The following is a 13,023-nucleotide window of genomic DNA, read 5'->3' as shown; positions in this document are numbered from 1 at the left end:
CCCGTCGGCCCACGACCCTTGCGGTTGGTGTCCGGCGACGGCTACCCGGACTGGGAGGCGGTCTACCAAGACAACGCCACCTGGGTGTATCGCACCATCTATGCGCGAGTCGGTAACCGGGCCGATGCCGAGGATCTCACCGCCGAGGTCTTCTTGGCGGCGTTGCGGCCGCTGCGACTAACCGCCAGCGTCGGTGAGGTTCGCGGCTACCTACGCGCCACCGCCCGAACGGTCTTGGCCGCGCACTGGCGCGAGACCCTGGGTCGGGAGATCACCTCGATCGACGACATCGAGCAGCCGCCCGAGAGTGAGCAGGCGATCAGCACCGCCCCGCAGCGGGTCGCCGGTGTACTCGAGCAGTTGCCGGACAACTACCGGCGGATCTTGGAACTACGCTTCCTGCAAGGGCGTTCGATCAAGGAGTCGGCTGCCGAACTCGCGGTTACCGTCGCCAATGCAAAGGTGCTTCAGCATCGCGCATTGCGGCTGGCTGCACAGGTCAACGAAAAGGGCGAATCATGAACGCGCGCGCGTTACGCAGGTACATCGACGACCTGCTGCGTGGCCGCCGCCCAAAGCCGTTCCGGCCCGACGAGTTCGAAGCCGCGCAAATTCGAACGGCCATCGAACTGCAGGCGGCGCGGCTGGGCAGTGACGCTCCGCGGCAGGAGTTCCTCACCGATCTGCATCGTCGTCTCGCCGCGCAACAGGCAGGCACCGGACAGCCGGTGTCGAAGTCGACTGCGACCCGCAGGAACGTCCTCGTCGGCACGTCGGCCGCCGCGGCCGCCGCGGTGGCGGCGGTATCCATCGATCGCGCGTTGATCGATGTTGGCCAGGTTGCCGACGGCGGCGACAGTGGACCCCGGGAGCTCACACCGACTACCGGACGCTGGATGCGGGTCGCGGCCAGCGCAGACGTGCCCGACGAGGTCATGCGACCCTTTGATGTCGGCTCAGTTATCGGGTTCGTTCGTCGTGTCGACGGCAAGCCCGAAGCCGTCTCGGGGGTGTGCACACACCAAGGTTGCCGACTGTGGTTCGACGCGCCCGACGACCGGCTGCGCTGCCCGTGCCATTCGACGTCGTTTACGCCCGCCGGCCAGGTGCTGACGCATCAATTGCCTCTGGTTCCGAAGCGGTTGCCCACGTTGATGGTTCGCGAACAAAACGGTGCCATCGAGGTGTTCGTTCCGGCACCGCCGAGCAAGCCGGCCTAGCGAGGTGTAACCCACCGCCCTATCTATTGGCGACGTGTACGTTCTCGCCGAAGATGGAGGTGTAGCGCTATGCCCGCACGATCTTGGGGCGCGCGTGCTGTGTTGCTGGGGCTGACGGTGGTGGCCGGATGCTCGTCGCCGCAGTCGGCGACGACGACGCCGTCGGTGACGTTCGGGTCGGCGGCCACCACTCCCGGAATGCCGGGAATGAGCGGTATGGCGCCGATGCCGAACATGCCGGCCGGCACCGGCGGCGCGACGACGGCACCGGCGGCGCCAGTGGCCGGCAACGCCGTCAGCATCGACAACTTCGCTTTCGCCCCTGCCACGCTGACCGTGCACGCTGGTAGCACCGTGACCTGGACCAACAAAGACGAGGAACCACACACCGTCGTCGCCAACGACGGATCGTTCCGCTCGCCTGGAATGGGTTCGCAGGCAACATTTTCCTACACCTTCGCAAAGCCCGGCACGTTCGAGTATGTCTGCTCGATCCACCCGTATATGCACGCGACCGTGGTGGTGACGCCATGACCGACGAACCCCACGCCATGAACCGGCGCCAGTTGATCCGGCACAGCGCATGGTTCGGTGCTGCCGTCGGCCTGGCGGTTGTCGGCGGCGAAGTCATCTCGCACGTCGCCGGCACCGCCGACGCCGCCCGCAGTGCGAACCGGCCCACTCTGCGATTCGCCCAAGTCAGCGACAGCCACATCGGATTTCTTGGAAAAGCCAATCCCAATGTCGCGGGCTCGTTCAACCAGGCGATCGAGAGCATCAACAGCCTCGGTTACACACCGGATTTCGTCATCCACACCGGCGACCTCACCCACCTGGCCGCACCGGGCCAGTTCGATCAGGTCAAGCAAATGATGACCGGGCTGCGTACCCCGCACGTGTTCACCGTTCCCGGTGAGCACGACTCGATCGACGACGGGGGACAGAAGTACCGCAGCGCGTTCGGCGCCGGAGCCCGCGGCGACGGTTGGTACAGCTTCGACATCGCCGGCGTGCATGTGATCGCATTGGTGAACACGCTGAACCTGAAAAAGCTTGGGCACCTTGGTGTTGACCAACTCGACTTCGTCGCCAAAGACGTGGCGGGGCTGCCCAGCGACACGCCGATCATCGTGTTCAGCCACATCCCGCTATTCGCCATGTATCCGGATTGGGGTTGGGGTACCGAAGATGCCGCCCAGGCGCTGAGCTATCTGCGTCGCTTCTCGTCGGTCACCTGCCTGAACGGCCATGTCCATCAAGTGTTTTCCAAGACCGAAGGCAATGTGACGTTCCACAGCGGAACGACCACCGCCTATCCGCTGCCGGCGCCCGGTGATGGTCCGGCGCCCAAGCCGGTGACCCTGCCGGCCGGCAAACTGCATGACGCACTGGGTATCCGTGAGGTCAGCTACACCCGGGGCCAAAGCACTCTTGCCTTGAAAGAAAAGATGCTGCAATGATTCTGATCAGATTGGCGATGGCGGCGGCGCTGACAGTCACCGGGATCAGCCATGCGTATCTGTATGTCCATGGCTACCAGCACATCCCGACAATCGGGACTGCTTTCGTCGTGCAGGCCAGCGTCTCGTTCGCGCTCGCGGTGCTGATCCTGATCGGTGGTCCTTCGTGGCTTCAGTGGGCCGCGGCCGCTGTTTCCGGTGGCGCACTTGGCGCTTTCGTGTTGTCGCGCACCGTCGGGCTCTTCGGTTTCTCCGAAACCGGATGGGAGCCGGCGCCGCACGCGGCGATCAGCGTGGCCGCCGAAGTGCTGGCCGTCGGGCTGTGGGCGGTCTCTGTGACCGGTCATCGACGGGCGCGCGCACCGCAAAGCTAGCTGCGATTGCGGGCGCGCCACGCCTTCCACAGCCGAAACGAGCCCCACCCGAGAAGGCCGGCGCCGATAGCAAGTGCCGTCCAAACCCCAGGCGGACTTACGGCTGTCGTTCCACGCTTCGGACTCGGCGATGCGTTGATGGGGATCGTCGTGGTCCATTGCCCTAACTTGCCGCCGGGTCTGGCCGGCCACCGTTTCGGCCAACCAGATACCAGGTGTGCATGACGCCTTTGCCCTTGACCTCGACGTCGCCACGTTCCTCGAAGACAAAGTGATCGCGGAGTCGCTGGTAAACCGGCTGCGGCACTTGAATGCGTCCGACAGCCACGGTGGATTCCATTCTGGATGCGACGTTGACGGCGTCGCCCCATACGTCGTAGAAGAAACGCTGTGATCCGACCACGCCGGCTACCACCGGCCCGCTCGCCATGCCGATCCGCAGCGGGACGGCGCGCCCGCGCGAATCAGTAAGCCCGGCAACGGCGTTCGCGATGTCGAGGGCGAGGTCGGCCAGTGCTTCAAGATGGTCGGGACGTGCTTGTGGGACGCCGCTGACCACCATGTAGGCGTCACCGCTGGTCTTCACCTTCTCCAAACCGTGCTCGGTTACCAACGCATCCAGGCTGGTGTAGAGGTCGTCGAGGAAGGCGACCAACTCCTCCGGTGGGGTGTCGCCGGCCCGCTCGGTGTAACCGGCGATGTCCGCGAAAAGGATTGAGGCGTCATCGTATTTGTCGGCGATGACCGAATTCGAGCGGTCTTTGAGCCGTTTGGCGATGCTGGCCGGCAGGATGTTGGCCAGCAATGCTTCGGAACGCTGGTATTCCTGTTCCATCGCGGCCTCGGCGCTGGCGATCTGGCGCAGCCCGTACCAGACCATCGCGACTGCCAGCACGCCGGCGCCGATGGTGTTGACGATGAATCCCACTGTGACGAACCATGCGGGCTCAGCGCCGGTGTCACGCGGGACGCTGAATTCCAGTGTGATAACCAGGCTTACACCGATGGCAGCAACTGCGATGGCCAGCCAGATGCGCTCGATACCGACCACCATGACAGCTGCTACGGCCGCGATCAGAAAGTAGAACTCAACACCGGTGCCGGTGCCCAAATGCCAGCACACGAAGGTCATCGACACATAGGCCACCATGATCAAAGCGAGTGGCGCGACCAGCTCACCGAATCGATACAACGATGGGATGACCGCATAGAGCGCGACAGTGCCAAGGTTGATAAACCCGATGTTCCCGAAGCTATTACTGAAGATCAACTGCATGACGCCGAAGCCCGCCGTGACAGAGCCCCCGATCACGGCCACCACGGTGAGCAACCGCTGGCGTTGCACAACGGCCCCGTCGTAGTGCCGATTGCGGGCTACCTCGCAACCGACTTTCTGCGCCCTAAGGTTCTGCATGCTGTTCCATGTCTACTCAATACTCCGGCTCGCCGAAGTGGAGTTTGCTCGACTCGCGAATCCAATGCTTGTCGGACGGCCATGACATAATCGAATGTATGTTCGAAGATGCGTCTTCCCCGCTGGAGCGGTTGCGTGCCGCGGTGCGGACGGAGAATCGGGCAGCAGGTCAGCGCCTGGCCCTAATTGGAGAGCTCGATGTGCTGTGGTTGCGGCAGGTCGGCGAGCGGGAGACGTGGTGTACCGACACGCAGGAGCCGATCACCGCGGAGGTGGCTGCGGCGTTGGGGATCACCCAGGGGTTGGCCGCGAGCTATCTGGAGTACTCGCGGGCGATGCGGTTGCGGCTGCCGAGTGTGGGCGAGTTGTTGCGGGCCGGCGATATTGACTATCGGACATTTCAGACGATCGTCTATCGCACTGACTTGATCACTGATGCTGATGTGCTGGCTGCCGTCGACGCTGAGTTGGCGGTGAAGGTCGCGCGGTGGCCCGGGATAACGCAGGGCCGACTGGGCGGTTACGTGGACCGGGTTGTTGCCCGCGCCGACCGTGATGCGGTGCGGCGGCGTCATGAACGGCGCGGCGATCGGGAAGTGTCGATCTGGGGCGACGCGGATGGCCTGACCGAGATATTCGGCCGGCTGATCACCACCGACGCCCACGCGGTCGATGCCCGTCTGGACGCCATCGCCGCCACGGTATGTGCGGATGACCCGCGCACCCGCAACCAGCGCCGCGCCGATGCCATGGGAACTATGGCGGTCGGGGCCGATCGGCTGAGCTGTCGTTGTGGGCAGCCCCGCTGCCCGGCCGCAGCCACGCCGACGCCAAGCCCGGTGGTGATCCACGTGATCGCCGATCAGGCCAGCCTCGATGGCGCTGCGCAGACGCCTGGCTCGATGATCGGATCCGATGCGCTGATTCCCGCGGAGCTGATCGCCGATTTGGCCAAGTCAGCCAAACTTCGTCCATTGGTCCATCCCGCCGATGCGGCGCCGGAGCGTGGCTACACGCCGTCGCAGTCCCTTGCGGATTTTGTGCGTTGCCGCGATCTGACGTGCCGGTTCCCCGGCTGTGATAAGCCCGCGGTGCGCTGCGATGTCGACCACACGATCCCGCACGCTGATGGCGGCCGGACACACGCGTCTAACCTCAAATGCCTTTGCCGCCTTCATCATTTGATCAAAACGTTCTGGGGCTGGCACGACCAGCAACTACCCGACGGCACGCTGGTGTGGACGTCGCCGTCGGGGCAGACCTATGTGACCACGCCGGGCAGCGCCCTGCTCTTTCCCAGCCTGTGCCTACCCATCGAGGTGCCCGAGCCGGTTCCTCACCGGCCGCGGTGCGCTGACCGAGCCGCGATGATGCCCAAGCGTCGACGTACCCGGGCCCAGAACCGGGCCAATTACGTTGCGGCCGAACGGCGGCACAACCGGAACGCACGACTGCGCGAACAGCCCTGCGAAGAAGCGCGGATCATCGCCAACGACGAACCGCCGCCGTTCTGACCGTGGGCCCTCGATACACGTTTATGCTGTTCAGAGACCGTCCAGTGATGTGTATTTCAGCCAGTCGCTGGCATTGCTTTCCAGAAAGCATTCATGGGTGTGGCGTACATGTCGTTGGCAGTGAGCGGGTCCAGGGTTCCGGGCGTAGTACGCAAGGCGTCTTCAATCGTGGCCATCAGGCTGTACTCGTTGTAGTAGTCACTGGTGGTGAAGGGGCCGGATTCCATCCCCCCATCCGTCACGGCGCCCCCGTTCGGGATGACGATCATTGGAACGTTGTTGCCCTCGTTACCGAAGCCCAGTGACAGGTTGTTGTTGTCCTCGTCGAACGTGAGGATGATCGCGTCCTTTTGCGTCGGGTCATTCCACGTTTGCGAGTGTTCAATAGTGGAGATTTCTTGCTGGACGAACTGGTCGCCGGCCGCGACGTTGTACTGATGGTTCGTGAGCTGGCTTTCAATGAACTGGGCAATGCCAGAAGGAGTATTGATCGGGCCTTCCATGTTGTTGGCCTCGTTAGCAGCGATCCAGGTGAATTCCGGGAACTTGCTCGGGTCCTGGAGATCGGTGGACAACTGTGTGAGCGGGAGCAGGTGTTCCTGCAGGTAGGTGGGGGTGTTGTCGAAGACGTAGTTGAATTGGGCAAAGGGTAATTCGTCGACGGAGTAGTCACCCGATGACACGAGGTCACCCGGAGTGGGCATGCTCTGCGCGTAGCCGGCCCACGATATATTCGCCTGATCCATTTCTTGCATGAGGCTGGGCGCGTCGATGACGTTGGAGGTGGGGTTGTAGTCGATGCCGAAGTCGGATCCGCCTAAGGGCCGGATGTAGTTGGGATCGCTGGGGTGGCCCAGCGCGAAGTAGTTGGTGTCATGCGGGTTGTTGTCGATCAAACTGTTGATGTACGGAGCGTTGGGACTGCCGACGATGTCGCCGGCACCCTTGTTCTCCATGTAGATCAGGAACACGTGATCCAGTTGGCCGACGTGGGGCGTCGGTGGGGTGAGCGCCGCCGGGGTGAGGTTTGGATCGCCGACGGTGAATGACTCGTTGTCGGCGTAGGAGCCATTGTAGTTGCCGAGGAACGTGTCGTGGTCGGTGAAGGTCGTGGTCACCTCGGCGGAGGTGGTGCCCACCGGGACCGTCCCGGAGATGTCGCGTTCCTCAAACCCGGTGAAACCCAAGCGATCCCATACCGTGACCGGGTTGAGCGAGTCGGTGCCCAGAACGTGCGTGTGCGCCTGGTCGCCGTAGAAGGTGACCTGCACCGAGGCGACGGACGGGTCCCAGCCTTGGCCGCCGAGATCTGCACTCAGCGTGAACGGCTTTCCGCCTTCGCCGCCGAGGCCGACGGTCTGACTGATGGTCGACGTGGCCACGGGTCCGCCGCCGGCGAAATTGTCCCCGGCCCCCGGGGGCGCGGTCTGTGGAAAGTCGAAGAACTTTGGGAACGGAGATGACAGTCCCAACGGATAACCGCCCTGGGTGCCATAGGCGATCACGGTCGGGGTGCCGCTCTCCGTCCAGCCCGGAATGGTCACCCCGCTAAAGCCCGACCCGGACGGGTCGGCCGTTTCGAAGCTGGGGTTGACCAGCAAGTTCTCACTCATCGGCTGCGCAGCATTGCCGGCATCACCGAAGATCAACCCGCCACCTTGACCGTCAGCGCCGTCACAGATCAACCCACACGCACTGCTGCTGGGATCGACCAGGTTGAACCAACTATTGATCAGGGTGTCAACCTGCTGACCAAAGCCGCTGTTAATCCAATCCTGTTCTAGCCCTTGCAAGGCATCAGCCGGGCTGGCCCCCACACCTGCGGCCGACTCGGTGGCACCCAAGCTCAGACTGCCCAGCTCGGGAACCGCCGCCGCACCGGCAGCCATATCACCCAACGAAGCGGTGATCGCATTGAGGACCTGGTCAATGACCACGTCAAACTCATCGGCCGCGGCTTTCGGCGGATTGGCCAGCGACCCCAGCCCCAGTGTCAAAAACATGCTGATCGCGCCGGTCAACACGACTGCACGCTGACGACGGCGGGTCATCGCGTTGCGCGAGTGCGGATTGTGCTTGGTGCCGCGTCGATCAGCCATCGTCGGTACTCCCTAGACAAGGGGCGCGGGGTCTCAGGTTTGCTTAAGGTAAGCCTTGGGTTTTGTTTTCAGCAGGATTTTGAGCAAAATTTCTTCGGCAACTCCGCTTCTTTCCCCGCCAACCCGCTTTGCAGCATCGACGCTGCTCAACGGTCATCTAATTTGATTGGTCGGGAAGAGCGGGCAGTCGGCGGCTACATACCACGGCCGCATGTTGATCTCCGGAGTCGCTCAGCATCCGCTAAGGAACGCAGCCTCAACAGCCCGACAGGCAGCGACGCCGGCAAGAAGCCCGCGACCAAAATGTTCTTTCGCAATTCGGTGCCACTAGCTCTCTAATGCCTTCGCGCAGCCAGTGAGGATCGCGCGGAAGGCAAACGAGCGAATCAGCGGCGCGGTAAGTACCTCGACCAGCTTGCCGCCCCCGCGAGCTGGAATCGTGTAGTCGCTTGCCCAATCGATATACGTTCCGTCGCCCTTCGGAGTACATGTGAGCGTCCCGTTTTGATGCGCGGGTGGGAAGCTCCCGACAACGCGATACGCGCAGCTACGGGGCGGGTCATAGGCCGTGATCTGCTCGCGCACCCAGAAGCCAAATCCTTTCAGTTCCCGCGTCGCCCCTACGCCTGGACCCGACGAGTCCGTTACCCAAGCGGCTGTGCGAAACCAAGGAGAGATGGTCAGGTTGGCCGGGTCGAGTAGCCAGGCGAAGACCCGTTCCGGCGATGCTGCGATCGTCCGCTGCTCGTGAATCTGGACCGTCAGATTTCCCCGCCTTGCTGGTCGTAGTCAAGCAAGATCGTATCTGCCACCACCGCGCGCTGGTGTGGACATCGCCATCCGGGCAGACGGCCGGCATACCAACGCCCCGAAGCGGATCCACCCGTCGACTATCGCGGTGACCGCACCGCGATGATGCGCAGGCGCCGACGCGCGCGCGCCCAGAAGCGGGCCAATTACGTTGCCGCCGAACGCCGACACAACCGGCGGCGCGCGCCTCCCACCCGCCAGTGATCACGATCGACCGCCGTTATAGGACGAGGTGTTCCCAACTACTTCTTGGACGGGATCACAATCACCACGATCAGCGTCAGGATGCTGAAAAACAATCCGAGGATGCCCCAGCCGAATGGGTTGCGGCCCTTGGTCGCTGCGATGAGCGCGCACACGATCGCCGCTACGACGCTGCCGATCGCGACGAAAATGCCTTTGATGCCGCGCAGGATGAAGCCCGCGGCCTCTGGTTGGCTGTAGCCGGCCAACAACAGTTGATGAAGCATGACGACCTCCTCGACGCCGAAAAGGGGGCACGCTGCCCTACCCCCGAGTCGGATACCCGGATGCGCCGGAATCAAACTGTCGCGCAGCGGGAAACCCCCATCGAGTCGGCGCCCGCCGTTCTAGCTGTAGCGCAGGCCCTCGACGAAAGCCCGGACTTCTTCCCAACTGGGCAACAAACCGGCTGCGCGCACCTCGTCCAAAGTGGGCGCGGCGGCGTCGCGGTCGGAGATCAGCAGCTCATGTTCGCTCGGCCAGTCGATCGCCAACGCCGGGTCAGTCGGGGAGATGGTGTGTTCGCGTTGCGGACTGTACTCCGTTGAGCAGAGATACATAACCGTCGAATTATCTTGCAGCGCAACGAAACCATGTGCCAGACCTTCGGATAGATAGACCGATTTGCGGCTGCGGTCGTCGAGCACCACTGCATCCCAGCGGCCGAAGGTCGGTGAGCCTACCCGGATGTCGACAACGACATCGAATACCGAGCCGGACACGCAGGTCACGTATTTGGCTTGGCTCGGTGGCAGCTGAGCGAAATGCAGGCCGCGCAGCACCCCGGCCGCAGACACCGAGCAGTTGGCCTGCCGGACATCCAGGCTATGCCCCGCGAACTCGGTGAAACCGCGGTCGGTGAGCCATTCAAAGAACAGTCCACGCGAATCGGGATGCACCGCAGGCGTAATTTCCCATGCTCCGGCTATGTCGAGTTCCCGGACCTGCACGTCATTGACCCTGTCGTTCGTAGCGAGCCTCGGCGGCGTCTTTGAGGGGCCGCCACCAGGATTCGTGGTCGCGATACCACTCGATGGTGGTGCGCAGCCCTTCGGCGAAGTCGGTATGCTTTGGCGCCCAGCCTAATTCATTGCTCAGTTGAGACGGATCGATCGCATACCGGAGGTCGTGGCCGGCTCGGTCGACAACGTGGTCGAAGTCGTCGGGATCGCGTCCCATCAACTCGAGCAGAGTCCGCAGCACCGAAAGGTTGTCGCGTTCCCCGTCGGCGCCGATCAGGTAGGTGTGCCCAGCCCGACCGCCGTCGAGGATGCGGCGCACCGCGTCGTTGTGGTCATCGACGTGGATCCAGTCCCGGACGTTGGCCCCGTTGCCGTACAACTTCGGCCGCCGCCCGGTGAGGACATTGGTGATCTGCCGCGGGATGAACTTCTCCACGTGCTGATAGGGCCCATAGTTGTTGGAGCAGTTCGAGATCGTCGCACACACGCCGTAGGAACGCACCCAACCCCGCACTAGCAGGTCGGAGGCCGCCTTGGTCGACGAGTAGGGACTCGACGGGTTATACGGCGTGGACTCGGTGAACCGTTGCGGATCGTCGAGCTCCAGGTCGCCGTAGACCTCGTCAGTGGAGACGTGATGCAGCCGCACCCCGTGGCGGCGTACCGCTTCCAGAATGGTGAACGTCCCGATCACGTTGGCATGCACAAACGACGCCGGATCGGCCAGCGAGTTATCCACATGGGTTTCGGCCGCGAAATGCACCACCGCGTCCGACTCGGCGACCAATCGGGAAACGAGTTCCGCGTCAGTGATGTCGCCGTGTACCAGCCTGATGTCGTTCTCGACGGGAGCCAGCGATTCGCGGCTGCCCGCGTAGGTCATGGCGTCCAAGACCGTCACCGCGTCGTCCGGATGGTCGCGAATGGTGGCGTGCACGAAATTGGCGCCAATGAAGCCGGCGCCACCGGTGACCAGCAGCCGCATGGAGAAGACTCTAGCGCGGCCCTTAGCTCGGAGGTGTCAAACCCAGTGCCCCGGCCAGCTCTTCCAGTGCGCCTACCAGCTTGCCGTCGGGGCCGCCCAGCACCTGGATCGCCACATGGTCGGCGCCGGCCTCGAGATGCTCGTTGAGGCGCGCGGCGATCTGCTCGGTCGTGCCGTGGGCGACGACGGCGTCAATCAGCTTGTCGCTGCCGGGTTTACGGACATCGGCATCGGTGAACCCGAGCCGCCGCCAGTTGTTCACGTAGTTACTCAGCCCGAGGTAGAAGTCGACGGTTTTCCGGCCGATTTCACGCGCCTCGTTGGCATTGGTGGTCAGGACGACCTTGTGTTCGGGGGCCAGGAACACCGTGTTGCCGAGCAGCTGGCGCGCGTGAGCGGTGTGTTCCGGCGTGGTGAGGTACGGGTGGGCGCCGGCGCTGCGTTCCGCGGAGAGAGCGAGCACTTTGGGGCCCAAGGCAGCGAGCACCCGCCGGCTGGTCGGCACCGATGCGCTGTCGAGCTCGTCAAGATACTCGACGAGCGCGTCGTAGGGCTTTTTGTAATCGCCGGTGTGCTCGGGGTGACCCACGCCGATACCCAGCAAAAAGCGCCCCGGGTAAGCGTTTTCGATCCGGTGATAGGACTCAGCCACGTCGGCGGCCGGCGACGCCCAGATGTTGATGATCCCGGTCGCCAGTTGCAGCGATGACGTCTCCGCCAGAGCCGGTTCCACCCAAGCCAGATCGGCATCGGGAGAACCGCCGATCCAGGCGGCCCCGTAGCCCAGCGATTCGATCTGATGGGCGAGGTTCGGGCTGAGAGATCGATTGGGAAGCCAGACGCCGTAGCGACCCAGGTCGAGTTTCAGCGAAGCACCCTCGGTCATCTAGCTCCCCCTGTGTTCCGTCACGCCGGATTCAGCCCAAGCGGCCCCGCCAGTTCGGCCAGAGCCGACACCAGGTTTTCATCTTTGGTCAGGATCTGCACAGGCACGTGGTCGGCACCGGCGTCGAGGTGTTCCTTCATCCGCGCCGCGATCGCAACCGGCGTGCCATAAGCCACCATCGCATCGATCAGGCGGTCGCTGCCCGGCCGGTTGACTTCGTCGTCGGAGAACCCCAGCCGCTTCCAGCTGTTTCGATAATTGGCCAGGTTGAAATAAATATCGAGCGCCCTGCGGCCGACCGCGCGAGCCTTCTCCGGATCCGTGGTCAGCACCGCCTTGTGTTCGGGCGCCAGGAACGCGGACGGGCCAATCAGCTCGCGGGCCTGCGCGGTGTGCTCCGGCGTGGTCAGGTACGGGTGCGCGCCGGCGCTGCGCTCTGCCGAAAGCTTGAGCACCCGCGGGCCCAAGGCCGCAACGACCCGGCGATTGGCCGGGACCCCGTACTCGTCGAGCTGGTCGAGGTACTCCACCAGCGCGTCGTACGGCTTGCGGTATTCGGTGACCGCCTCGGGATGCCCGACGCCGATCCCCAGCAGGAAACGGCCCGGGTAGGCGCGGTCGATGCGATGGAACGACTCGGCCACCGGTTTGGCCGCCGCCGACCAGATGTTGACGATGCCGGTGGCTACCTGCAGCGTCGTCGTCGCTTCGAGAATGGGCTCCACCCACTCGAGCTCGGCAGGCGGTGAACCACCGACCCAGACAGACCCGTAACCCAGGGCTTCGATGTCTTTGGCTTGTGCAGGCGTGACGCCGCGTCCGAACGATCCGAACCGGCCAAGGTTGGGCTTGCTCGCAGCAGTATCGGTCATGGTGTCTCCAACCTGCGCCGTGATGCCGCTATTCCGTCAGTTCTTCATCCAGATCGGGATCCGCCAAATCCTCGACGCGCGGTTTTTCCAGGGGCAGCAACACGATGAAGCGGGTATCGCCGGGCACGGACTCCACGCGCAAATCCCCGCGATGTTTCTTCACGACGATGTTCCACGCCAAATC

Annotated in this window: 14 protein-coding genes; 6 read left to right on the top strand and 8 right to left on the bottom strand. The window is 63.6% G+C overall.

Going from position 1 to position 13,023, the window contains the following annotated elements; translation table 11 throughout:
• The 5 genes from VGH54_RS11320 to VGH54_RS11300 form a co-directional block, all read left to right on the top strand.
• On the top strand, positions 1 to 522 hold a 522-nt coding region (locus VGH54_RS11320), incomplete at its 5' end, for an RNA polymerase sigma factor (protein WP_414688692.1).
• Entirely contained in the window at positions 519 to 1,220 is a 702-nt protein-coding gene (locus VGH54_RS11315; protein WP_331512076.1) for a Rieske (2Fe-2S) protein, read from the top strand. The genes VGH54_RS11320 and VGH54_RS11315, both read left to right, overlap by 4 nt.
• A 198-nt stretch (positions 1,221 to 1,418) precedes the next feature.
• Positions 1,419 to 1,754 (top strand): cupredoxin family copper-binding protein, encoded by a 336-nt coding sequence (locus tag VGH54_RS11310; RefSeq protein ID WP_331512078.1) that lies wholly within the window; start codon positions 1,419 to 1,421, stop codon positions 1,752 to 1,754.
• The gene (locus VGH54_RS11305; protein WP_331512075.1) at positions 1,751 to 2,680 is read left to right on the top strand and encodes a metallophosphoesterase family protein; all 930 of its coding nucleotides are present in this window, start codon (positions 1,751 to 1,753) and stop codon (positions 2,678 to 2,680) included. The genes VGH54_RS11310 and VGH54_RS11305 overlap by 4 nt, the downstream gene beginning before the upstream one ends.
• Entirely contained in the window at positions 2,677 to 3,054 is a 378-nt protein-coding gene (locus tag VGH54_RS11300) for a hypothetical protein (protein ID WP_331512074.1), read from the top strand. Before VGH54_RS11305 ends, VGH54_RS11300 begins: the two co-directional genes overlap by 4 nt.
• A 163-nt stretch (positions 3,055 to 3,217) precedes the next feature.
• On the opposite strand, the gene VGH54_RS11295 is transcribed toward VGH54_RS11300, so the two are convergent.
• Positions 3,218 to 4,468 (bottom strand): adenylate/guanylate cyclase domain-containing protein, encoded by a 1,251-nt coding sequence (locus VGH54_RS11295; protein ID WP_331512073.1) that lies wholly within the window; start codon positions 4,466 to 4,468, stop codon positions 3,218 to 3,220.
• Between the two features lie 98 nt (positions 4,469 to 4,566).
• Between VGH54_RS11295 and VGH54_RS11290 the strand changes: the two genes are divergently transcribed.
• Positions 4,567 to 5,982, top strand: coding sequence for an HNH endonuclease signature motif containing protein (locus tag VGH54_RS11290; protein ID WP_331512072.1), 1,416 nt, complete (start codon positions 4,567 to 4,569; stop codon positions 5,980 to 5,982).
• A 56-nt stretch (positions 5,983 to 6,038) separates the two neighbouring features.
• On the opposite strand, the gene VGH54_RS11285 is transcribed toward VGH54_RS11290, so the two are convergent.
• The 7 genes from VGH54_RS11285 to VGH54_RS11255 form a co-directional block, all read right to left on the bottom strand.
• Positions 6,039 to 8,081 (bottom strand): alkaline phosphatase family protein, encoded by a 2,043-nt coding sequence (locus VGH54_RS11285; RefSeq protein WP_331512070.1) that lies wholly within the window; start codon positions 8,079 to 8,081, stop codon positions 6,039 to 6,041.
• A 327-nt stretch (positions 8,082 to 8,408) separates the two neighbouring features.
• Complete coding sequence (locus tag VGH54_RS11280) at positions 8,409 to 8,834, bottom strand: SRPBCC family protein (protein ID WP_331512077.1); 426 nt, start codon at positions 8,832 to 8,834, stop codon at positions 8,409 to 8,411.
• A 299-nt stretch (positions 8,835 to 9,133) separates the two neighbouring features.
• Positions 9,134 to 9,361 (bottom strand): deoxyribodipyrimidine photolyase, encoded by a 228-nt coding sequence (locus VGH54_RS11275; protein WP_331512069.1) that lies wholly within the window; start codon positions 9,359 to 9,361, stop codon positions 9,134 to 9,136.
• Positions 9,362 to 9,481: 120 nt separating this feature from the next.
• Positions 9,482 to 10,084, bottom strand: a complete 603-nt coding sequence (rfbC, locus tag VGH54_RS11270) for a dTDP-4-dehydrorhamnose 3,5-epimerase (RefSeq protein WP_331512068.1) — start codon at positions 10,082 to 10,084, stop codon at positions 9,482 to 9,484.
• A gap of 1 nt (position 10,085) precedes the next feature.
• A complete protein-coding gene (gene rfbB / locus VGH54_RS11265; RefSeq protein WP_331512067.1) occupies positions 10,086 to 11,081 on the bottom strand; it encodes a dTDP-glucose 4,6-dehydratase in 996 nt (331 codons plus the stop codon).
• Positions 11,082 to 11,103: 22 nt separating this feature from the next.
• Complete coding sequence (locus VGH54_RS11260; protein ID WP_331512065.1) at positions 11,104 to 11,967, bottom strand: LLM class F420-dependent oxidoreductase; 864 nt, start codon at positions 11,965 to 11,967, stop codon at positions 11,104 to 11,106.
• A gap of 20 nt (positions 11,968 to 11,987) precedes the next feature.
• Positions 11,988 to 12,839 carry an LLM class F420-dependent oxidoreductase gene (locus tag VGH54_RS11255; protein ID WP_331512064.1) on the bottom strand — a complete coding sequence of 284 codons (852 nt, stop codon included), beginning with the start codon at positions 12,837 to 12,839 and terminating at the stop codon, positions 11,988 to 11,990.
• Positions 12,840 to 13,023: the final 184 nt, after the last annotated feature.

The sequence above is a fragment of the Mycobacterium sp. genome (assembly GCF_036488105.1).
In the GTDB taxonomy this organism is placed as follows: domain Bacteria; phylum Actinomycetota; class Actinomycetes; order Mycobacteriales; family Mycobacteriaceae; genus Mycobacterium.
The sequence above is the reverse complement of the archived record's forward strand: the minus strand, read 5'-3'. Positions and strand labels throughout refer to the sequence as shown.